Consider the following 22,375-nt stretch of genomic DNA (forward strand, 5'->3'; position numbering starts at 1 on the left):
TAGAGGCTTCTATATCTAAGAGATACTACACTATTTTAATCCAGCTAAGCTGTGTTCGATAGTTGCTATTTTAGCTAAAGCATCTGCTTCTTTCTTTCTTTCGTTCTCGATAACCTGAGCAGGAGCACCACCAACGAACTTCTCATTTGATAGTTTTCCTTGTACAGATTTCAAGAATCCTTTTAAGTATTTCAACTCTTCTTCTAACTTAGCGATTTCTTCTTCTAAGTTCACACTTCCTGTTACAGGAATGAAGTACTCATTAGATTTCACACGGTAAGATAGCGCACCACTTACTTGCTCTGTTACATACTCTATAGCAACTACGTTACCTAATTTAGAGATGATACTGTCGAAGTATGTAGATGTTTTCTCGTTGTTGATTACTTTTAAATCTATCGTTTCTTTAAACGAAATATTCTTGTCTTTTCTGATTGTACGGATACCAGCGATAACTTCAGTAGCGAATTCAAACTCTTTAATCAAGTTCTCGTCGAATGATTTCATCTCTGGCCATGCAGATACTACTAATGCATCAGCAGCAGTACGCTCATTAATATGTTGCCAAATCTCTTCTGATAAGAATGGCATAAATGGATGTAACAACTTCAGGTTCGCTTCTAATAACTCGATAGTCTTGTCAAAAGTAGCTTTGTCTATTGGCTGTTGGTATCCTGGTTTAATCATTTCTAAGAACCAAGAGCAGAAATCATCCCATACTAATTTATAGATCGTCATTAACGCATCCGAAATTCTGTATTTAGAGAAGTGATCTTCTATCTCCACTAATGCACTCTGTAACTTCGCTTCGTACCAAGCTAATGATACTTTAGCAGATTCTGGTTGTGCTAATGTCTCAGACACTTCCCATCCTTTGATTAGACGGAATGCATTCCATACCTTATTTGTGAAGGCTTTACCTTGAGCACATAACTCCTCATCGAACATAATATCGTTACCAGCAGCAGCAGATAATAATAATCCTACACGTACACCATCAGCACCGAACTTATCGATTAACCCTAATGCATCAGGAGAGTTTCCTAATGACTTAGACATCTTACGACGTTGTTTATCTCTTACGATACCTGTGAAGTACACATTCGTAAATGGTTTCTTACCTGTGTACTCATATCCAGACATAATCATACGTGCTACCCAGAAGAAGATAATATCTGGACCAGTCACTAAGTCATTCGTTGGATAGTAGTAGTTATACTCTTCATTCTCTGGCTGAGTAATTCCGTTAAATACAGACATTGGCCAAATCCAAGAAGAGAACCATGTATCTAGTGCATCCTCATCTTGTTTTAAATCAGCAGCAGTCAAAGCAGCATTACCTGATTTTACTTTAGCTAATTCTACAGCAGCTTCGATATTCTCAGCTACTACGAAGTCTTCTTTACCAGCTCCATAGTAGAATGCAGGTATCTGGTGTCCCCACCATAACTGACGAGAGATATTCCAATCGCGGATATTCTCTAACCAGCTTCTATAAGTATTGTTATATCTACTTGGGTATAACTTTACATCTTCTGTTTCTAATACCGCATCTAAAGCAGGCTTAGCTAACTCTTCCATTTTAAGGAACCACTGATCAGAAAGCCTTGGTTCTATAACAGCTTTTGTACGCTCAGAAGTACCTACATTGTTAATATAGTTTTCTACTTTGTCTAAAGCTCCGATAGACTCTAACTCTGCTTCTATCTCTTTACGAACTACAAAACGGTCTTTACCAGCATAGTGTAATCCTAATTCGTTCAGTGTAGCATCAGCATTAAAGATATCTATAATCTCTAAGTTATGTCTCTCTCCTAGATCCTTATCATTCACATCGTGAGCAGGAGTCACTTTAAGACATCCAGTTCCGAACTCCATATCTACATATTCGTCGAAGATGATAGGCACCACTCTATTACAGATCGGTACGATAGCCTTTTTACCTTTTAGGTGTGTATAGCGTTCATCATTAGGGTTAATACAGATAGCAGAATCTCCTAAGATAGTCTCTGGACGTGTAGTCGCTATTACTAAATAGTCATTAGATCCTTCTATTTGGTATTTTAGATGATATAACTTCCCTTGGCGCTCTTCATAGATTACTTCCTCATCAGATAAAGTAGTCTTCGCTTCAGGATCCCAGTTTACCATGCGGTACCCTCTATAGATTAATCCTTTATTATATAGGTCAACAAATACTTTTATCACTTGCTCAGACATCTCTGGATCCATGGTAAACTTCGTACGATCCCAATCACAAGAACAACCTAATTTCTTAAGCTGATCTAAGATTACTCCTCCGTACTCTTCTTTCCACTCCCAAGCATGTGCTAAGAACTCTTCGCGTGTTAAATCGTTTTTATTGATACCCTGCTCTCTCAATTTTGCGACGACTTTAGCTTCAGTAGCGATAGAGGCGTGATCCGTTCCAGGAACCCAACAAGCGTTAAGCCCTTTTAAACGAGCACGACGTATTAATACATCTTGAATCGTATTGTTCAACATATGTCCCATGTGTAATACACCCGTCACGTTCGGTGGTGGTATTACAATCGTGTAAGGCTCTCTGTGGTCAGGAGTTGAGTGGAAGAAATTATTCTCCATCCAGTACTCATACCATTTTTGCTCTACTTGCTTCGCGTCAAATTGTGCAGGAATTGTCATTTACTTATTAATTTTACTTGTTTTTAACATTTTTTAAAGACACATCCAAAGATAACAATACTTTAATCAAATTTTAATCTAAGCACTCTTTCTTTTTACGTACCTTTGTATTATGCAAAAATATGGATTACTATGTAATTACAAAAGATAACACATTACTTTAAATGTTTATTTTTATTTGCGAGTATTCCTAAAGTTTTTAATTTTACAAAACAACAAATAGAAAAATAATGAAAAACATTTTAGCATTATTAGTTTTGGTTTTGACAAGTGCAGTAACATTCGCACAAAAAGGACCAAAAATCGAGTTTAAAGCAGAGAACAATACTATCGATTACGGTACTGTTGTAAGAGGGAAAGATAATGGAGTTAGAACTTTTGAGTTTACTAACGTTGGTGATGAGCCATTAATCATTACAGCTGTAAGATCTACATGTGGATGTACAGTACCTTCTAAACCTGAAGAACCTATTTTACCAGGTCAAAAAAGTAAAATAGACGTACAGTATAATATGGCTCCTGGTAAAATCAGTAGAACTATCACTGTAGAATCTAATGCTGTGAACTACACTAACGGTGTAGTAGCACTACGCATTAAAGGTGAAGTTGTAAACAACTAATCAGAAAATAGACAGAAAAACAAAAGGGATCGCTCATGCAATCCCTTTCTTATTTTATACGATAAGCAATTCTTTATTTCTTAAAGAAGATATTATTAGCGATTGCTTTCTCGAAGTTCTTCACTTCTTTAATCTGTATTTTAGCATCAAAGCCTTTGATATGTTTAGTATGGTGGATATCAGATCCTACGAAATCTATCATATCATTGTTCAACAGATAGTTTGCAGCCTCTAATACATGACCACCGTAATATCCAGTAGTAGACAATAAATTCATCTGAAACTTACACCCTGATTTTTTAAGCTTCTTATACATTTCTGTATTCTTGTGATAGAAGTTATAACGCTCTGGATGCGCTAAAATAATCTCATACCCATTCGATTTTAAATGGAATAGAATATCCATTAATTGTATAGGTGGGTTGATATAAGACATCTCTACTAATACATAGTTATCTTTTAATGTCAATAGCTTCTCTGAATGAATGCGCTGTAAGAAACTCTCATCCATCATATACTCAGAAGCCACTCTCAGCTGAAGAGACTCCGCCTCTGTAGGTAGTACCTCTAACACCTCATCATACTTAGATAATATTCCTTCTTTAGTATTATCCCATACTAGCGGTGTAGTATGTGGAGTAGTAATCGCTTGGTCAAAGCCCATCGCTTTCATCGACTCTATAATAGTCTTTGTATCCTCTTTAGTCTGCGCCCCATCATCAATACCAAACATTAAATGAGAGTGAATATCTACATAATTATTTGGAATTAATGTTTTAAGCTCTGGTTTAGATTTAAATAATCCGAACATATCTTTATATTATTTTTTCTGATTAGGTCTACTTGTTATACTTCTTAGCGATACGCATTTCTATAGCCAAACTCACAAGTGTCAACAATACTAATGGCAAGGTCACTAATAACTTTTCGCTAGTAATATTCAATACGATATACAAAATTACACAAACTAAAGTTAACAACTGAAGTAACTTAGCTATCTTGACATTCTTTCTTATAAAAGGTAAGATTAAAAATATAGGACTACACAGTAGCACTGTATTATTACTTAACAATTCGCCATGAAGAGAATAAAACCCTACGACAAAGAAGAAAATACCTAAAAGCCCTAAGATGACAAAATATGCACTTCTAACGCCTCTCTGAGTCATTAGTCCTGCTAACACTAAAACGACAAGACTAAAGAACCACATAGAGTTCACACTTATACCTGATTTCTCCGTAGATACTTCTGGCTCAAAAACAGTCACTGTCTCAGGAACTAAAAGTTTCCCATTGACTTTAGTCTCTGCTAATCCTTGCATAAACTTATCTGGTAAAAACAGTAAAGTAGAATGAGCATCTACCTTAGAACCAAATATTAAATTAATCCCTAGCATCTCGAAGTATCTCTTGTTCAGATACGAGTTTAAGATGGTTCTATAAGTAGCTGTGTTCCCTTCTACATCTACTTTTACAGGTGTAGCTATACTACTATTAATAATATCCACTACCTTAGTAGTACAGTTCTGATCTATAAACTTATAGACATAGAACTTATTCTCTTCTTCTAATGATTCATTCAGTTTTTGCCATATCTCTTCTTTTTGAGTTGGCGTCAAGTCTAATGCTTGTTCATACACTGCTCTATTATCATATACATAACTCCCAATGAAGTTTCTATATGTAGAATAATCTGCATAGTATAAAAGATCTCCCTTCACGAACTTTCCATAAAAATTAGGCGTTCTAAAATCAAACATACCATAATTATATACCCTATCTATTCCCTCAAAAGGATCACTTACACGTATCGCTGTATGCCCGAATAGTGAATACAACTCATCACCCGTACCACAAGTAAGTACACTTATCTCTGCTCTATCAGAGAGTGGTCGTTCTTTAGAGAAAGCCATCTGCCCAATAAAAAGGCAGAAAAGCAGATATATCATTTTCTTTGTCATCTATTCTTCTTGATTTATAACTAAGCGTTCTATTTGATTCTTACAAAAATACTTTACTAATCTTTGATTTACAATAAAAACATACACTCTAAACTATTTATGAATAACCTTCTTGTACCACAGTTAAAACGGAGCTTCTCATCTGCTACTGCTCCTCTCATCTTCCTATCTTCTTCGCAAGCACTAAATTATATCAACACAACACCTCCATAATGACTCCGTTAAAACTAACTATAAAACGGACTCACTACGGACTCATAACGGACTCACTACGGACTCAATGCAACTAAAACCTGTCTCGTCCTACTATAACTGTACAGTTATAGTTAATAATCCTACTTAATACTGTACAGATTTTTATTAATCCTTTTATTACTGTACAGGTTGTTGTTTTTGTTTATTAGTCTTGTAATAATTCTTCCATCTCTTAGTTAGAATACCTGTCTTTAAATGAGCTTGATTTGGAGTTAACCTATCACAACTATCATGAGGTCTAATTTGGTTATAAGCTTCTATACTATTCTTAATTTTATCAATCGTTTTTTGATAACCTAAACTTGAATAGTTTAAATCAAATTCACCTTTAATTATACCATTTACACGCTCAGCTATTGCATTATCTCTTGGTTCACCACCTTGTGTTGTACTAATAGATATGTTGTTTTCTATCAGTATTTTAGTATAAACACTACTGCAGTATTGACATCCTCGATCTGAATGATGAATAAGTTTCTCTGTATAAATCCTGTTCTTTAATGCCATTTTCAAGGCTTGTAAGCATCCATTAGTAGTTAAATCTAAGCTAAAACTATAGCCCATTATTTTATGAGAATAAGCATCTGTGATTAAACTTAAATAGCCCCAAGTATTATTTAACCTGATATAGGTGATGTCACTTACCCAAAATTGTTCTGGTCTAGTAACTTTTACTCCATTATACAAGTCTAAATACTGTCCTCTCCAAGCTCTGGAGTCTGTTGTATATGCTTTGCGCTTTCGTTGCCTAACCAACATTTTATGACTGTCTAATAAATCAAACAGATAATCTCTTCCTACGCTTATATTGTGCGAACCTAAGCGTTCTTGTAACATATGTTGAAGTTTTCGAGTACCTACTCTTGGTAGAGTAGCTCTAATATTTAAAACTTCTTGAAGAATAATCTCATCTTTAATAGATTGACTTGCGTATCTGTCTATTGACTGATAATAAGCACTTCGAGTTTTACCAAACAGTTGACATATTTTTTTTATTCCCTTATTAGGGTATAAGAGTTTTACTTCTTCAACTGCTTGGAACCAGACTTTTTTCTGATATCAATATCCAAACTTTTCTCTGCTACATCTATCAATGTATTTAAAGCTACTATCTTAAATTGTGCCTCTGATAAAGCCTTTTTTAAAGCTTTAATTTCTAAAGATTCTGTATTGGATGTTTTTTCTTCCATAAGTGACGGAATAACAATTTCATTACAAATATCTATGTTTTTATTATAATTAACTAACAACCAGTTATTTATTGTACTTATACTTTCTACACCATACATTATACAGGCTTCTTGTGCTGTCATATGGTGTTCTGTAATACTATGAACTACTTGACGTTTAAGGCTTTCTGAATAAACTTTATTCTTACGTGTAGCATGATACTCGGGACTTGCATATTTCTTAACCCAACGATTTAGCGTAGATTTATTTAGGCTATACTCGCGAATTACCGAATTTTGACTTGCTCCATTCTCTATTTCTTGAACTATTTGTTCTATGAATTTTAAATGATAACGCTCTTTGTTTTTTGGTTCTCTTCCCATCTTTTAATGTTTTAAAAACTGTACAGTTTTTTTAGGACGGGTCAACCTGTCTTGTCCTACTATAAGTATAGTACTAATGATCACTGCATTTATCCTATAATTATATTTATCTAATGTAGCCTGTCCTGTATATATCAAAGATATTAAATATCTAATAAACGTTTAGTTACCTAAATAGAGTACATCAAATAATAAAACATCTATAAAGATAAATGGCATTATCTAAAGTAATCCTTATAAACACTATAAAAATTAGTAACTTTATGATACATTTGTATCAATAAATACAAGTAAACCGTTATAGAGTTTATATAAACAAACAAATTTCAGTTATGAAAAAACACATTCCTAATGCTATCACTTTATTAAACTTACTTTCAGGATTAATTGCGTTAGTGTATGCATTTGATGACAATATACACATGGCTTTCTTATGGGTATGTATAGGAATCTTTTTTGACTATTGGGACGGCTTCGTAGCTCGTATCCTTAATGTAAAAAGTGAAATGGGATTACAGTTAGACTCACTAGCCGATATGGTGACTAGTGGAGTAGTTCCAGGATTAGTAGTTTATAAAATGCTTGCTAATATTCAAGAAAACCAAGAAATCTATAACCTTACACCAGAGACCTACTATATGGGGATAGTTCCATACTTAGGATTTATCATCACATTAGGAGCTGCATATAGATTAGCCAAATTTAATATTGATACTAGACAGACTGATTCGTTTATCGGATTACCTACACCTGGTAATGCTTTGTTCATCTTAAGTATCCCGATGATTATCTCTACAACGAACTCAGAAGAGATCATCACCCTACTAAGCAATCCTTACTTATTAGTAGTGATCAGTATCTTAAGTGCTATTATTATGAATGCTGAACTTCCATTGTTCTCATTAAAAATAAAGCCAAACAATCTAGGTGCGTATAAACTTCAGATAGGATTTATGTTACTATCATTAGTACTACTGATTACCTTGTTATATCTAGCTATACCTATTATTATACTAGTATATATCTTACTATCTATCATCATGAATATGACAAAAAAGCAAACTGCTAACTAAAAATAAGAAACGCTATCTCTCTAGATAGCGTTTTTCATTTGGTCTATATCTAAAAAGTGCAATATTTCATCACTATGACTATGTTGCATTTTTTTTATGCCAATTCTTTACTGAATAATAATTATTCTCATTTATATAACTATCTAAAATGATAATATTCACAATATGAGCAATTGACTATAAAACAGTTAGTTTACCTTTAAAATACCAGTCATTGGCACACTTATTGAAAAGTTTATTACAAACTTTTTTTTCATACTACTTTTTGCCCTATACACCTTACCCCCTCCGTATAGGGCTTTTTTTATTGTTCTTTTTATACAATAGAACCGAGGTTAGCATCATCATGACTTCCTTCTTCATGAAGAGTTAATTCATCACAGAACACTATCTTCTCATTTTTTATTACAAAGGTTGCAATCACTTTCACCTTACTTATAGATCCATCATTTCTATGTACTAATACACTGTGGTTAGTAAATACTAGATTTCCTTCTTCTGCTATATAGTTAAATGTGATAGATAGCTTATCAGTTACTTCTTTTAATTTTTTAATATGATCGCTAAAAATGGTATAATCTAATCTCTTCCCATCAACACATTGGATATAATCAGTAGAAAAATAGGTAGCTATCACTTCTGGACGATACTGAGGACTCTCTAATAAGTTTATAAAACAGTCTTTTATCAATTCTTTATTTGTCATATTTCCTTGTTTAAATTAGAAATACGAAAGTAGAACTCTACGTATAAGGACACGATAACAATTGTTATCAAATAATACCCCTATAGAGACACTATGTGTAAAGTGGCAACTAACGGATATGACAGGCTATCCTACAACTACCCCTTAGATAACACTATCCAGATAAAAGCCTATTCTCTCAGAATTCAACAAAGAAAAGGTATAACGACATACATTATTACTATTGATGAACAAGACATAATGACTTCTTGTAACTTTTCTTCTTTTTAAAAAAGAATACTATAATACATTTTAGTATCTAAAAAGTATAATAGTTTCATTTTCAGATTAATTATATTTACAAAATTGATTCAAAAAAGAGGAATAGTAAAATACACTATTCGTAATTAAACTAAATAATCTGGTCGTTCATTGTATTATTTAAAATAATTAAATAAATTTAGCAAAAAAATAACAACAATATGTTTGAAAATATAGATCCAACTATTATAACATTTTCCATTTATTTAGTGGTTGTGTTAGGAATAGGTGTAATTGCGTATTTACGCACAAAGGACTTTTCTGACTACATCTTAGGAGGACGTAGTTTTGGCCCAGTAGTAACAGCTTTATCAGCAGGAGCCTCAGATATGTCTGGATGGCTACTAATGGGATTACCAGGTGCTATTTTTGGTAAAGGTTTATCTCAGAGCTGGATTGCGATCGGTTTAATTATCGGAGCATACTACAACTGGAAGTTAGTAGCAGGTCGTCTGCGTGTACACACAGAAATCAATAATAATGCACTGACATTACCAGACTTCTTCCACAACAGATTTGGAAAAGATGGTCAATTAGTAAAAACAGTATCTGCTGTAACTATCCTAATCTTCTTCACGATATACTGTGCGTCTGGTATGGTAGCTGGTGCTAGGTTATTCGAAACGCTATTCCACATGGAGTATATCAATGCCCTATACCTAGGGGCTTTAGCTACGATAGCGTATACCTTCATCGGTGGATTCTTAGCAGTAAGCTGGAGTGATACGATTCAGGCTACTTTAATGTTATTCGCGTTGATCTTGACTCCTGTGATGATTATCCTATATATGGGAGGATGGGATGCTATCACTACTTATACTAATGAAGCTGCTATTGCTACTAATATTTCATATTCAAGTCTAACACATAATGTAAGCTTTATCGCTATTATTAGTGCTGCTGCATGGGGACTTGGGTACTTCGGACAGCCACATATCTTAGCACGCTTTATGGCTGCTGATAGTGTGAAGACAATGAAGAATGCTAGACGTATAGGAATGTCATGGATGACACTATGTCTAGGAGGAGCTGTAACGATCGGTTATTTAGGAATTAGCTACTACTATAAACATCCAGAAATAGCTAGTGTAGTAAATAAAGACAATGAAATGATCTTCATAGAGCTAATCAAACAATTATTTAACCCTTGGGTAGTAGGTATCTTACTTTCTGCTATTCTAGCTGCAGTAATGAGTACATTAAGTGCACAGCTATTAATGTCGTCTAGTACACTTACACAAGACTTCTACAAAGCTTACTTCAGAAGAAGTGCTAGCCAAAAAGAGCTAGTATGGACAGGAAGATTCGCTGTACTATTAATCGCTTTAATCGCAATCATAATCGCATACGATCCAGATAGTAAAATTCTTGCTTTAGTAGCACATGCTTGGGCAGGTTTTGGAGCTGCATTTGGTCCTGCTATCTTATTCACTCTATTCTGGAGAAAAACAACAGGTATGGGAACTTTCGCAGGAGTATTAGTAGGAGCGGTAACTGTAATCGTATGGCCTATTCTGTTCGGAGATACGGTATATGAAATCATTCCAGGATTCTTATTTAGCTCGATTGCGATCTACTTAGTATCTAACTATGGAAAACAAGCATCTACTGAGATGATAGAGAAGTTTGACACTGCTGATGCTTTATATCACAAAGAAAAATAATTAGATAAAACCTATTTATTGTACCCTAAACTCTAGGTATATAACAACGATAAAAGATGTTATATACCTAGAGTTTTTTTGTTTATCCCAGAATCAGCAATAGGTAGATAAACGAAAAGTAATTATACAAGATAGGTCTGAATTAGCGATTTCAGCATACTATAGGTTATAGAGTTAATGAAAGAGCTATGAAATAGAATTGCTTTGTAGTATTTGGCTAATGTTGATTCTGGGTTTATATGAACAACCTAAGATTAACATTGTACAAGAAAATGTAAACCAATAACTTTGCACCTCATAAAAACGATAATACGTGTCTAGATTTAATTCACACCCTATATACAATACTCAGTTTATACTAGTATGTTTAAGTTCTTTACTATTCTCAGCTAGTTTTAATATGCTTATACCTGAGCTACCTGATTACCTATCAGGACTAGGAGGAGCAGAATACAAAGGGCTAATCATCGGTCTATTTACAATCACTGCTGGTATCTCTAGACCCTTTAGTGGCAAACTAACAGATAAGATAGGACGTGTGCCCATTATGGCTATAGGGTCGATAGTATGTTTTGTGTGTAGCTTATTATACCCTATTCTTACTACAGTATCAGGCTTTCTATTCTTGCGATTATTACACGGATTCTCTACAGGGTTCAAGCCTACAGCTACGGCAGCTTATGTAGCTGATATCGTACCTAGAGAGCGATGGGGTGAAGCATTAGGACTACACGGCATTAGCTTTAGTACAGGTATGGCTATAGGCCCAGCCATCGGTAGTACCATAAAGATGTACACCTCTATAGACTTTCTATTCTATACTTCATCTGCTTTTGCTCTATTGTCTATTGTGATCTTGATGAATATGAAAGAGACCTTACAAGTAAAAGAAAAGTTCTCTTTTAAATTACTAAAAATATCAGGCAAGGACATCTTTGACTTAGGGGTATTCCCTGCAGCCTTTGTGACTTTTATGTCTTATATCGCTTATGGAGTTATTCTTACGCTAATCCCTGACTGGACAGGACACTTAGGCTTAGAGAATAAAGGGATCTTCTTTATGATCTTTACTATTTCTTCTCTACTAGTAAGATTTGTCGCTGGTAAAGTTTCAGACAAATATGGACGTGTCTTAATCATCAATATTGGGTTAGTACTTCTGATTATCTCACTAGCTATTATAGCATTCTACGAATCTACTAATGGATTATACTTAGGGGCATTTATATATGGTATCTCTTTAGGTATCTTATCTCCTGCATTAAATGCCTGGACGATAGACTTCAGCCAACCTGATCAGCGAGGACGTGCTGTATCTACTATGTATATCGCTCTAGAAGCAGGTGTCGGTGGAGGTGCTTTCTTAGCAGGGTGGTATTATAAAGATAATATCACTAATATCCCTACCATTATGTATGCTAGTGCAGTAGTTATTATCTTAAGTTTAGTCTATATGATGTTTAGAACACAACTTTCCTTCACAAGTAAGGCATAAGGAAATACTACTTCTTTAAGATTAATTTGACTTGGTGCTGTAATATAGGTATAACCTCCTGTTCAAACCATCTATTCTTTGCTTTCCAGATATTATTTCTAGGAGAAGGATGAGGTAATGGAAAATAAGTAGGTAGATATTTATGGAAGTTATTTACATTCTCTGTCAGTGAATCATTAGTCTTTAAATAATAATCTTGTGCGTACTTCCCGATTAACAAGATAAGTTTGACAGAAGTTAACTGTTCTAACAACTGAGCATGCCATGTGGGTGCACATATCTTCTTAGGAGGTAAGTCACCACTCTTTCCCTTACCTGGATAACAAAACCCCATAGGAATAATAGAAAAGTTAGCTGTATCGTAGAACTCCTCTTCTGTCACTCCTAACCATTGACGCAGTTGCTCTCCACTTTTATCTTTAAAGGGAATACCTGATAGATGTACTTTTAGTCCAGGTGCATGACCTATAATAATGATTTTAGACTGTACACTAGATAATACCACAGGATTCGCTCCTAGAGGTAGTTCTTCTTCACATATCTTACAAGCCCTAATATTACTTAACAATTCATCAAAACGATCCATACCTTCTTCTATTTATTGTTTTATTAAATAACGATGTGGGGTAATACCAGCATGCTTTTTAAAAAACTCTATAAACGCACTATCTGACGAAAACTCTAATATATCAGCCACTACTGAGATAGACATATCCTCTGCCAACAACTCCAAAGAGCGATAATACTTCCACTGCAATCGCCAATCTTGATAAACCATCCCTGTTTCTTTCTTAAAGATACGAGAAATCGTCTTCTCGCTTGCTCCCACCTCTTGGGTTAGCTCCTTGAGAAATGGAGGAACTCTTTTCTCTATAATAAACTGTTGAATAATATCTTTCAGTCTCGTATCTTCGGGTATCTTCAGATGATAATCTTCTATATGGGCTGCTTTTAATTCATTGCTAAACACCTTAACTATAGCGAGCTGCTCATCAGTATAAGCCTTCCATTCCCAAAAACATATTCGTTCTATCAACTGCTCTAATAGAGGGTTGACCTCTAACACCTTGATTGTATCTGCTGTCCACAACTGCTCTTTTGCAGTAAAGTAGATAGAACGATAAGCAACTACATTTCTAAAGAACACGCGATGTGATAGCCTTGCAGGTATAATCAACATACGTGTAGGTGGCAGAATCACCTGTGTATCATTAGTCAATAGAGTCATACATCCACTAGGAGCATAGAGAAGTTGCTGGTGCTCATCGTGCTGATGAAAGCCAGAATCATGCTGAACTAAATCAGATGCTAAGCCTATGACAGGTAAGTCTATTTCTTCTGGATGAAATTCTTGTTCTGAATGCAGATATGCCATTTGTCCGTAAACTGGTATTTAATGAGTTTATAGTATTATAAAGGTACTACAAATTCTAAAGACCTTTGTCACAAATTAAAAACAATGAAGACAAAAAATAGTTTAGCGCTAATGATTGTACTGATGATGTTCCCCCAATTCGTTGAGACCATCTACAGTCCTGCCTTAACGCATTTAGCTAAAGCATTTGATGTAACGAAGGAGACTACATTGCTAACGATAAGTATATACTTTATAGCCTTTGCACTTGGTGTTATCTTTTGGGGAATATTAAGTGATTATATCGGTAGAAGAAAAGCGATGCTAAGCGGACTAGTAACGTATACACTTGCTTCTGTACTAGCCTTGCTTGCCACTAATTTTGAAACAATACTTATCGCAAGGTTTATTGCTGCCTTTGGTATAGCTGTAGGATCAGTGATTACACAAACAATGATGAGAGACAGTTATACTGGAGTAGAACTAGCTAAAGTATTTTCTATCATGGGAATCGCCTTATCAGTAAGCCCTGTTATAGGATTACTAATGGGAGGAATTCTATCTAATCAATTTGGCTATTGGGGAGTATTCACAGTACTAACAACGTTGGCAATACTACTATTCAGCACATCCTTCTTCTCCTTAAAAGAAACTAAACAACATACTGACAAGATCACATTAGATAAAATAATAGCCTTAGCTAAGACGATGTACACTGACTCTCTATTGTGGAAATATGCTTTGCTAGTCATGGCTTACAATGTACTGCTATTTAGTTATTACTCATTTGCTCCTTTTATATTTGAACAAGAAGGATTAAGTCCAACAGTATATGGATATAGTGGTATTGTACTAGCAGCAGGTTCTTTTATAGGAAGCTCTCTAAACAAAAAATTACTAGAGAGAGGATATTTACCAATTACCTTAATGAAGATTGCAGCAACTATAGCTATTATAAATGCTTTAGTACTAATCTTAATAGGAAATACACTTTACTTTCTAATCCCAATGGTATTTATTGTAACTGCATTCGGGATAGCGATTCCTAATATCCTTAGTCAAGCCTTACTACAGTACAAATCGTCCATAGGTACAGCTAGTGCTTTATTCGGGTTATTGTATTATATCTTGATTGGTACAGGTTTATACATTAGTAGTACCATGCCTAATATCACTGTCGTAATGATTAGTTTTGCTACTATAGCGATCTTAGTTTCACTACTTATTAAAAGCAAAAAGACGACTTTATAGCCTTGCTGTAAAGTCGTCTTTCTCTTTCTTAATTCTTCTTGACATACCCCATTCCTCTAGATACAGGCCATACTTCTTTAAAACCATAATGCTCATATAACTTATAAGCTTCACCATCTGCTATTAAGTTTACATAGCATGACTCTGGTAGATTATCATTAATAAATTCTGTCAATGTAGTCATTACTAACTTACCTAATCCTTGTCCTTGATACTCTGGTAATACACAAATATCCACAACCTGACAATGACATCCACCATCACCTACTAATCTCCCCATCCCTACGAACTTATCATTATTCTCTGTATCTAGTATCGACACACAGCATAGAGAATTAGCAAGACCAATCACAGCTGCCATAATTCTCTTTTCAGATAGACCACAGGTTATACGCATATTGATATAGTCTTCTGGTTCTATTATATCATAACAAATCTTATATCTCATATCTTCTTTAATCTTTTAGATAAACAAATATATAATTGCTGTTATTCTCTTCCTAATCGTTTGATTAGAATGTGATAAATTGTAGCAATACGATGACTAAATGAATTACTCAAAAGATAACCTACAAAAAAAGGACAGTACGAATACTGTCCTTTATAATTATTTATCTTCTGATTGTTCTTCCTTCTGTTCTTTAGTTAAAAGACTTAACTCCACTTGCTCTACTGAGTTGCGATACATCTTAAGTATCTTTCCTTCATAGTCTTCAAGTCTAATAATATCTCCTACTTTAAACTCGTCATCAGGACACTCTTCACTGATTAATCCTGCAAGTGTATCATAGTGTTCACTCTCTTCAAACTTAACAGGTACCAGTCTATTAATATCAGATAAGTTATAATGTGCACTAACTACATATCTACCTTCTCCCATACTCAGTACTACAGGTTCTTCATTGTCGTATTCATCTTGGATCTCTCCTACCAATTCCTCTAGAATATCCTCCATAGTCACAATACCAGTAAACTCTCCTACTTCATTGGTAGCAATGGCCATCTGTAAGTGTTTTGCTTGGAATTGTTTTAATACATTTTTAATAAGTGCGTTCTCTGAGATATAAATAGGTTCACGTAGTAATGACGCTAGATCAGTGTTACTCTTATCTTGAATCATTGCTTTCATCAAGTCTTTGGTATAAATAACACCTTTAATATTATCTAAATTATCTTCATATACTGGAAAACGAGAATATCCTTCATTGATTGCATAATCGATAGCATCCATTACACTTGTATTAATCTCAATAGCTGAGACATTCTTACGCAAGCTTTGAATATTATTTACACGTCTATCATCAAAGTCGAATACATTCTGAATCAGAACACGTTCTGTTTCTTCAATAGCTCCTCCCTCTTGACTCTCTGTAATAATCATCTTTAGCTCTTCTTCTGTATGGATATCAGCACCGTGAATTGGGCTAATACCTACAATACGTAATATCCCATTAGCTAAACCGTTCATCAACCAAATAATAGGTCTAAAAACGAAATAGAATATACGCAATGGTAGAGCTACTGTAAATGTAGTCTTCGTCGGAAAGTGAATAGCCAAAGACTTTGGCGCTAACTCACCAAAAACGATATGTAATATTGTAATGATAGCAAAGGCTACTGGAAAAGAAACACTTTTAGCTATACCGTACCACTCAGGTCCAGTGAATCCAAAAGCTTCAAACAAATACATAATTACAGGTGTTAATGAGCTTTCTCCAACCCATCCTAACCCTAGTGAAGCAAGGGTAATACCTAATTGTGTAGCTGCTAAATATGCATCAAGATTAGTCACTATATTCTTAGCAATACCTGCTACTTTAGAATTTAGTTCTTGATGAACTTCTATTTGAGAAGTACGAACTTTCACAATTGCAAACTCTGCTGCAACGAAAAAACCGTTTAAGAAAACTAAAAATAAAGTAAGTAATAATTTACCTACTGAAATCTCTTCGTGTACAATGTTAGAACCAGCCAACATTGTAATGATCTGGGCGTATGTATCCATTTTAAGAATTAAAAAAAGCCAATGGTTAAATATTTTTTAATGGCTTAAGGTTTATATCATTGTGATATAAATCTCGTATCAAAATTAATAATTTAATTGACACAGTATCTATCAATATTTACTAATTTTTAAAAAATATCACAATGCTTATAAATATAGTCAACTTTGCACTAATGTTATAGTACAAATCGAAACTCACTTAACAAAATAAATGCGATTAGCTCTTTTTTTACATCTTTTACATCGAGTCTTTATCGAAATGGAAAGGCAAGATATTTACTAACGAAGGAGAATAACACACTTTACCTTCTGCTCCCATAAAGAACATTTCTATAGCAGAGTCTTGTTTTGTCTCATATTCTAAAATACTTTGTCTACACGCTCCACATGGAGGGATTGGAGTACTCGTAACTTTTAAATCTGATGATGCAGAAATAGCTATCTTTAAGATTCTCTGATCTGGATAATTAGCCCCTACATAGAATATAGCAGTACGTTCTGCACATAACCCTGAAGGGAAAGCTGCATTCTCTTGATTAGATCCCACTACGATAGTTCCGTCTTCTAATAAGATAGCTGCACCTACTCTAAACTTAGAATAAGGAGCATAAGCCTTCTTTCTCACTTCTACAGCCCTATTCATTAACTCTTGATCTTTTTGTTCTAATTCTGCTATTGAATCATATTCTAAGAACGTTGTTACGATTTCTATTTTTTTCATAATCCTTGACTATTAGAGATAAAAAATCCAAACACATCTTGTTGGGGATGGTTTGGATTCAATACAAATATACTATTTTTTTTAACCTCTTCGATAAGTTTTTCTACCTAAATCGAATGTTAATGAGAATCTCAGTGTATTCTCCATTGGGTTATTTATTTTTGATGTTGAAAATAAATACGATAGATCTATAGCCATCATATTATATTTAAATCCTGCTCCTAAAGTTGCATATTGTCTAGCTCCTTTTTCTGGGCTTTCGTGGAAGTATCCTGTTCTAAAAGCAAATTTATTGTCATACCAATACTCTGCCCCTAGAGACCATGCTACCTCTTTCATTTCTTCACTGAATCCATTAGGCGCATCACCGAATGATTTAATCACTCCTTTAAGCCACCCAGTATCATTATACTCTATTAATGCATTTGGATCATTTCTATGTTCTGGTGGTGTTGGCACTAATAACTTATTAAGTTCTCCAGAGATAGTCAATGTATTCTGTTGATCAATAATAAAGTCAAAACTACCTCCTAGTTTTAAGTTAGCAGGAAGAAAAGATCCATACTGCTCATCTTCATACTTTATCTTAGGACCTAGATTCTGAATATTAAAACCAGCTCTCCATCTACCGTCAAAAGTACTAAAACGGACTATATCTGATTCGTAGAAACCTGCTATATCTACTGCCACTTGACTAGCCATAGAGTTAGAACCATCTACTTCAGGCATTCTAAGATTAGAGTTAATAAAACGTCCTACTACTGCCATACCAAAGCGGTCACTTAATTTCAATGAATAAGAAATATCAACAGCGAACTCATTAGGCTTTTTTATAATTGAACTTGATTGGTAACTATCTCTAAACTCCATTTCTCCCATTCCAAAATAACGTAAACTCGCTCCAATAGCACTACGTTCATTGAATTTATTAAAATAGGTTAATTGACCTAAAGCCATATCACTACTCACTTTAGACATATATGGACTATAGTTTACAGAAAATCCTTGTGCTTGTGTAGCAAATGCATACTTCGCGGCATTGTGTTGTTGAGAAAACACGTCACTAGAAGTTGCAACCCCGATATCCCCCATTCCTGATGATCTCGCATCTCCAGATATTAATAAGAAAGGTACTCCAGTAGTTATAGGTCTTACTACTTTCTGAGCGTATATAAACTGCCCCGCTAAAACAGTAAGAAATAAGGCTGTAACTTTTTTCATCTTTATTTTTTTAAGATTCACAAATATAATCTTTTTAACATTACTAAAATCTCACTCTAGCTATTATTATAACTTACAAAAACAACAATTATTATTTTGATCTTCATTATAAACGAAATATAATACTTTACTATACAAGAAATAAAGACTCTTTACTTTTGACTATTAATCATTTGTCTAAAACAGAGTAAACATAATACTATTTTTATTCAATCTTAGGTCTATTCCTTGTATAATTCAAAGATTCTAAAGTCATTTTTATACTATTAAAAGAATCTACTCTATATTCTTATTATTAATGCTCTCCTAACCTCATTAATGTATTATATTCATTTAATTAAACATAGAAATAGATTCAAGTTCGCAAGAGACAACACGAGGTTTTCCACCTACATAATCAATTATTATTCGCCTCATTTAACTAATTCGAGCTACATTTGCACTGCGTATAAATTCATGCTTTATACAGAACAATTATTTTTTCATTAAGCAATACAAAATACTTTTAGACGTTATAAGTGTAATTGCTTATTAAAAAATAAAAATTATTGATACTTTTTCGATTAAATGAAAGTATTCACATTGCTAATTAAACGTTAATTATTAAATTGCGTACAATTTTATATCCATTTATAACGAGATGAAGATTAAAGAACTTTTAAACTTTCGATTACTGGCAGGTATATTAGTTGCTGCTAGTATTACGAGTTGTGGAAATTCAAACAGCAACGTATCAACGGCTACTGGTTGGAAAATCAATGATAGTAAAGGTGGTTTTCAATACAACACCAAATACGAACAACGTACTCCTAAAGGAATGGTTGCTGTAGAAGGAGGTACATTTACAATGGGACGTATACAAGAGGATATCCTTGCTGATTGGAATAACAATCCTAAAGAAATGTACGTACAATCGTTTTATATGGATGAAACAGAAACTACCAATATTATGTATAATGAATACTTATACTGGTTGCGTACTGTATATCCTCAAAACAATGAATTATATCAAGAGATTTATAAAAGTGCTATTCCTGATACGACAGTATGGAGAGGTCCTTCTGGGTTCAACGAATCACTTATCACTAGCTATTTAAGACACCCTGCTTATGCTAACTATCCTGTAGTAGGTGTTACTTGGGTGCAAGCAAATGACTATGCTAAATGGAGAACTGACCGTGTTAACGAATTAGCTCTAGAAAAAGCAGGTTATTTAAAGAAAGATGCTAAAATTCTTGAAGCAGGATCTGATGCTCACTTTAGCACAGATACTTACCTTATTTCTCCAGAGTCTGTTTATGGAGGGAATAGCGATATCGCTTATAAAGGAAAAGGAAACAAAGCACAAGAAGGTGATCGTAACTTATATGCTACACAAAACTCTGGTTTATTCACTTCACAGTTTAGACTTCCAACAGAAGCTGAATGGGAATACGCTGCTATAGGATTAGTAGGTAACAGAGAGTACAACAACTATAAAGGCCGTAAAAAATACCCTTGGGATAAAAGTAGCAAACGCAAAAAAGGAAGACCAATCGTTCAGAACACTAAATATGCTAACTATAAACAAGGTCGTGGTGACTATGGTGGTATAGCAGGATGGGCTACTGACAATGGTGATATCACTAATGCAGTAAAATCATATCCTCCTAATGATTTCGGTTTATATGACATGTCTGGTAACGTTGCTGAATGGGTAGCTGACGTTTATGATCCGAATATTGATCTAAACGATACTGACTTCAACTTCTATAAAGGAAATGTTTACTATAAAAACAAAATAGGTGCTGATGGTAAAATTGAAATCACAACAAATGAAACTGTGAAGTTTGATACATTAAGCACTGGTAAATTAAGAGTTCGCAATCTACCTGGACAAATTGCTCAAGAAGAATTAGATCCTTCTATATTTGATGACAATATCCAGACAGGTTTAGGTGGTAAAATAAAAGGTGAAGGTCCTAAAGCACTTAAAAAGGTTACTCTTTATGATGAGAAATCTCGTGTTATTAAAGGAGGTTCTTGGAAAGATAGAGCATATTGGTTAGACCCTGCTACTAGAAGATTCTTCCCAGAAGATCAAGCTACAGATTATATTGGATTCAGATTAGTAATGACTAAAGTAGGTCCTAAATCAGATAAACGTAAAACGAAGAATTAACATATTTTAAAATATTCTTTTTTCAAAAGCCCTAATTGTATTAGGGCTTTTTTTTATACTTTTGATTCATGGATATTACTGAAATTTACCAATGTTTTTTACAGTGTGATGGTGTATCTACTGATACTAGAAACATACATCCTAACTCTCTTTTTTTCGCATTAAAAGGAGATAACTTTGATGCTAACGAGTTTGCTCAAGACGCACTTAATAAAGGTGCTGCCTTTGTGATTATGGACAATAAAAAGCTGATTACTGATCCAGCTAAAATGCTTTATGTACCAGATGCCTTAGGAGCTTTACAACAGTTAGCTAAACACCATAGACAACAACTAGGCTTACCTATTATAGCGCTAACAGGTAGTAATGGAAAGACTACTTCTAAAGAACTTATCGCTACAGTACTAAGCAAAAAATATAAAGTAACGGCTACTAAAGGAAACCTAAACAACCATATTGGTGTACCGCTTACATTACTTTCACTTACAGAAGAGACAGACTTAGGTATTATAGAAATGGGGGCTAACCACAAACAAGAAATAGCTTTCTTATGTGAATTAGCTGATCCTGACTTCGGGTACATTACTAACTTTGGAAAAGCACATTTAGATGGCTTTGGGGGCTTTGAAGGAGTTATTAAGGCTAAAAGCGAATTATACGACTATTTAGAAGATAACTATAAAACAGCTTTTGTCAACTTAGATGACCCTAGACAAGATGCAAAAACTATGACCTTTAGTCGTTATACTTTTGGTAGAGATTCTTCTGCTGATATCGTTATTGAACAATTAGAAGCTCAACCTAACGCTACAGTATACTATAAAGGAGAGATAATTAACTCTAACCTTACAGGAATCTATAACGCAACTAATATAGCTGCTGCATTAACTATCGGTCAATTCTTCAATGTGGATTTAAACGATATTAAAGAAGCCATAGAACACTATATCCCTACTAATAATAGATCACAGTGGATTACTAAAGAAGACTCTATGATCTTATTAGATGCTTATAATGCTAACCCTAGCAGTATGGACGCTGTATTGACTAACTTTGATCAACTAAATGATCAACGTGATAAAGTATTCGTCTTAGGAGATATGCTTGAGCTAGGAAAAGAAGGCTATAAAGAGCACAAAGATATTGTAACTAGATTAAGTGATGTCAAAAACAAAACAGCATACTTTATAGGAAGAGAGTTCTTTAAAGCATCTATTAATGTCACACAAAAAGACATACACTTCTTCGAAACGTTTGACTTGTTTAAACAACATATTCTTGACCATTCTAACGAAGTATTTAAGAATAAGCTAATCTTGATTAAAGGATCAAGAGGAATAGCACTAGAAAGAACCTTAGACTTAATATAAC

19 protein-coding genes are annotated in these 22,375 nt (G+C 34.1%); 7 read left to right on the top strand and 12 right to left on the bottom strand.

Annotation, left to right across the window (positions count from 1 at the left end):
- Positions 1 to 30: 30 nt before the first annotated feature.
- The gene (locus tag MPR_RS14655) at positions 31 to 2,664 is read right to left on the bottom strand and encodes a valine--tRNA ligase (RefSeq protein WP_041893790.1); all 2,634 of its coding nucleotides are present in this window, start codon (positions 2,662 to 2,664) and stop codon (positions 31 to 33) included.
- A 230-nt stretch (positions 2,665 to 2,894) separates the two neighbouring features.
- On the opposite strand from MPR_RS14655, the gene MPR_RS14660 reads away from it, so the two are divergent.
- Positions 2,895 to 3,284, top strand: coding sequence for a DUF1573 domain-containing protein (locus MPR_RS14660; protein WP_006260260.1), 390 nt, complete (start codon positions 2,895 to 2,897; stop codon positions 3,282 to 3,284).
- 73 nt (positions 3,285 to 3,357) lie between these two features.
- Here MPR_RS14660 and MPR_RS14665 read toward each other — a convergent pair whose 3' ends face one another.
- The 4 genes from MPR_RS14665 to MPR_RS18220 form a co-directional block, all read right to left on the bottom strand.
- Entirely contained in the window at positions 3,358 to 4,095 is a 738-nt protein-coding gene (locus tag MPR_RS14665) for a tyrosine-protein phosphatase (protein ID WP_041893792.1), read from the bottom strand.
- A gap of 28 nt (positions 4,096 to 4,123) precedes the next feature.
- The gene (locus MPR_RS14670; RefSeq protein ID WP_041893794.1) at positions 4,124 to 5,245 is read right to left on the bottom strand and encodes an Lnb N-terminal periplasmic domain-containing protein; all 1,122 of its coding nucleotides are present in this window, start codon (positions 5,243 to 5,245) and stop codon (positions 4,124 to 4,126) included.
- A gap of 372 nt (positions 5,246 to 5,617) precedes the next feature.
- Entirely contained in the window at positions 5,618 to 6,496 is an 879-nt protein-coding gene (locus MPR_RS14675; protein WP_041888823.1) for an IS3 family transposase, read from the bottom strand.
- 23 nt (positions 6,497 to 6,519) lie between these two features.
- Positions 6,520 to 7,053, bottom strand: a complete 534-nt coding sequence (locus MPR_RS18220) for a transposase (RefSeq protein WP_052472632.1) — start codon at positions 7,051 to 7,053, stop codon at positions 6,520 to 6,522.
- A gap of 332 nt (positions 7,054 to 7,385) precedes the next feature.
- Between MPR_RS18220 and MPR_RS14685 the strand changes: the two genes are divergently transcribed.
- Positions 7,386 to 8,126: a CDP-alcohol phosphatidyltransferase family protein gene (locus tag MPR_RS14685; protein WP_041893796.1), complete on the top strand. Its 741-nt coding sequence runs from the start codon at positions 7,386 to 7,388 to the stop codon at positions 8,124 to 8,126.
- A 316-nt stretch (positions 8,127 to 8,442) separates the two neighbouring features.
- On the opposite strand, the gene MPR_RS14690 is transcribed toward MPR_RS14685, so the two are convergent.
- Entirely contained in the window at positions 8,443 to 8,832 is a 390-nt protein-coding gene (locus MPR_RS14690) for a hypothetical protein (RefSeq protein ID WP_041893799.1), read from the bottom strand.
- A gap of 461 nt (positions 8,833 to 9,293) precedes the next feature.
- Here MPR_RS14690 and putP point away from each other — a divergent pair, with 461 nt between their 5' ends.
- Positions 9,294 to 10,796, top strand: a complete 1,503-nt coding sequence (gene putP / locus MPR_RS14695; protein ID WP_041893802.1) for a sodium/proline symporter PutP — start codon at positions 9,294 to 9,296, stop codon at positions 10,794 to 10,796.
- Positions 10,797 to 11,109: 313 nt separating this feature from the next.
- On the top strand, positions 11,110 to 12,291 hold the full coding sequence (locus MPR_RS14700; RefSeq protein WP_041893805.1) for an MFS transporter: 1,182 nt from the start codon (positions 11,110 to 11,112) through the stop codon (positions 12,289 to 12,291).
- A gap of 7 nt (positions 12,292 to 12,298) precedes the next feature.
- Here the strand turns inward: MPR_RS14700 and MPR_RS14705 are convergent, their stop codons facing one another.
- The gene (locus MPR_RS14705) at positions 12,299 to 12,877 is read right to left on the bottom strand and encodes a uracil-DNA glycosylase family protein (RefSeq protein WP_041893808.1); all 579 of its coding nucleotides are present in this window, start codon (positions 12,875 to 12,877) and stop codon (positions 12,299 to 12,301) included.
- A 12-nt stretch (positions 12,878 to 12,889) separates the two neighbouring features.
- Positions 12,890 to 13,666 (bottom strand): AraC family transcriptional regulator, encoded by a 777-nt coding sequence (locus tag MPR_RS14710; RefSeq protein ID WP_041893810.1) that lies wholly within the window; start codon positions 13,664 to 13,666, stop codon positions 12,890 to 12,892.
- Positions 13,667 to 13,750: 84 nt separating this feature from the next.
- Between MPR_RS14710 and MPR_RS14715 the strand changes: the two genes are divergently transcribed.
- The gene (locus MPR_RS14715) at positions 13,751 to 14,896 is read left to right on the top strand and encodes a multidrug effflux MFS transporter (RefSeq protein ID WP_041893812.1); all 1,146 of its coding nucleotides are present in this window, start codon (positions 13,751 to 13,753) and stop codon (positions 14,894 to 14,896) included.
- A gap of 28 nt (positions 14,897 to 14,924) precedes the next feature.
- On the opposite strand, the gene MPR_RS14720 is transcribed toward MPR_RS14715, so the two are convergent.
- The 4 genes from MPR_RS14720 to porV form a co-directional block, all read right to left on the bottom strand.
- Positions 14,925 to 15,344, bottom strand: a complete 420-nt coding sequence (locus MPR_RS14720; RefSeq protein WP_016650461.1) for a GNAT family N-acetyltransferase — start codon at positions 15,342 to 15,344, stop codon at positions 14,925 to 14,927.
- A gap of 159 nt (positions 15,345 to 15,503) precedes the next feature.
- A complete protein-coding gene (locus tag MPR_RS14725) occupies positions 15,504 to 16,901 on the bottom strand; it encodes a hemolysin family protein (protein WP_041893816.1) in 1,398 nt (465 codons plus the stop codon).
- Positions 16,902 to 17,139: 238 nt separating this feature from the next.
- Complete coding sequence (locus tag MPR_RS14730; RefSeq protein ID WP_006260273.1) at positions 17,140 to 17,622, bottom strand: cytidine deaminase; 483 nt, start codon at positions 17,620 to 17,622, stop codon at positions 17,140 to 17,142.
- An 81-nt stretch (positions 17,623 to 17,703) separates the two neighbouring features.
- The gene (gene porV / locus MPR_RS14735) at positions 17,704 to 18,843 is read right to left on the bottom strand and encodes a type IX secretion system outer membrane channel protein PorV (RefSeq protein WP_041893818.1); all 1,140 of its coding nucleotides are present in this window, start codon (positions 18,841 to 18,843) and stop codon (positions 17,704 to 17,706) included.
- A gap of 640 nt (positions 18,844 to 19,483) precedes the next feature.
- On the opposite strand from porV, the gene gldJ reads away from it, so the two are divergent.
- The gene (gene gldJ / locus MPR_RS14740; RefSeq protein WP_041893822.1) at positions 19,484 to 21,004 is read left to right on the top strand and encodes a gliding motility lipoprotein GldJ; all 1,521 of its coding nucleotides are present in this window, start codon (positions 19,484 to 19,486) and stop codon (positions 21,002 to 21,004) included.
- Between the two features lie 68 nt (positions 21,005 to 21,072).
- Entirely contained in the window at positions 21,073 to 22,374 is a 1,302-nt protein-coding gene (locus MPR_RS14745) for a UDP-N-acetylmuramoyl-tripeptide--D-alanyl-D-alanine ligase (protein WP_041893826.1), read from the top strand.
- Position 22,375: the final 1 nt, after the last annotated feature.

The sequence above is a fragment of the Myroides profundi genome, assembly GCF_000833025.1.
Lineage (GTDB): Bacteria > Bacteroidota > Bacteroidia > Flavobacteriales > Flavobacteriaceae > Flavobacterium > Flavobacterium profundi_A.

What these genes read in the sequence shown, in the direction of transcription:
- MPR_RS14655 (WP_041893790.1), bottom strand. Translation starts at nt 2,664, where the DNA reads ATGACAATTCCTGCACAATTTGACGCGAAGCAAGTAGAGCAAAAATGG.
- MPR_RS14660 (WP_006260260.1), top strand. Translation starts at nt 2,895, where the DNA reads ATGAAAAACATTTTAGCATTATTAGTTTTGGTTTTGACAAGTGCAGTA.
- MPR_RS14665 (WP_041893792.1), bottom strand. Translation starts at nt 4,095, where the DNA reads ATGTTCGGATTATTTAAATCTAAACCAGAGCTTAAAACATTAATTCCA.
- MPR_RS14670 (WP_041893794.1), bottom strand. Translation starts at nt 5,245, where the DNA reads ATGACAAAGAAAATGATATATCTGCTTTTCTGCCTTTTTATTGGGCAG.
- MPR_RS18220 (WP_052472632.1), bottom strand. Translation starts at nt 7,053, where the DNA reads ATGGGAAGAGAACCAAAAAACAAAGAGCGTTATCATTTAAAATTCATA.
- MPR_RS14685 (WP_041893796.1), top strand. Translation starts at nt 7,386, where the DNA reads ATGAAAAAACACATTCCTAATGCTATCACTTTATTAAACTTACTTTCA.
- MPR_RS14690 (WP_041893799.1), bottom strand. Translation starts at nt 8,832, where the DNA reads ATGACAAATAAAGAATTGATAAAAGACTGTTTTATAAACTTATTAGAG.
- putP (WP_041893802.1), top strand. Translation starts at nt 9,294, where the DNA reads ATGTTTGAAAATATAGATCCAACTATTATAACATTTTCCATTTATTTA.
- MPR_RS14705 (WP_041893808.1), bottom strand. Translation starts at nt 12,877, where the DNA reads ATGGATCGTTTTGATGAATTGTTAAGTAATATTAGGGCTTGTAAGATA.
- MPR_RS14710 (WP_041893810.1), bottom strand. Translation starts at nt 13,666, where the DNA reads ATGGCATATCTGCATTCAGAACAAGAATTTCATCCAGAAGAAATAGAC.
- MPR_RS14715 (WP_041893812.1), top strand. Translation starts at nt 13,751, where the DNA reads ATGAAGACAAAAAATAGTTTAGCGCTAATGATTGTACTGATGATGTTC.
- MPR_RS14720 (WP_016650461.1), bottom strand. Translation starts at nt 15,344, where the DNA reads ATGAGATATAAGATTTGTTATGATATAATAGAACCAGAAGACTATATC.
- MPR_RS14725 (WP_041893816.1), bottom strand. Translation starts at nt 16,901, where the DNA reads ATGGATACATACGCCCAGATCATTACAATGTTGGCTGGTTCTAACATT.
- MPR_RS14730 (WP_006260273.1), bottom strand. Translation starts at nt 17,622, where the DNA reads ATGAAAAAAATAGAAATCGTAACAACGTTCTTAGAATATGATTCAATA.
- porV (WP_041893818.1), bottom strand. Translation starts at nt 18,843, where the DNA reads ATGAAAAAAGTTACAGCCTTATTTCTTACTGTTTTAGCGGGGCAGTTT.
- gldJ (WP_041893822.1), top strand. Translation starts at nt 19,484, where the DNA reads ATGAAGATTAAAGAACTTTTAAACTTTCGATTACTGGCAGGTATATTA.
- MPR_RS14745 (WP_041893826.1), top strand. Translation starts at nt 21,073, where the DNA reads ATGGATATTACTGAAATTTACCAATGTTTTTTACAGTGTGATGGTGTA.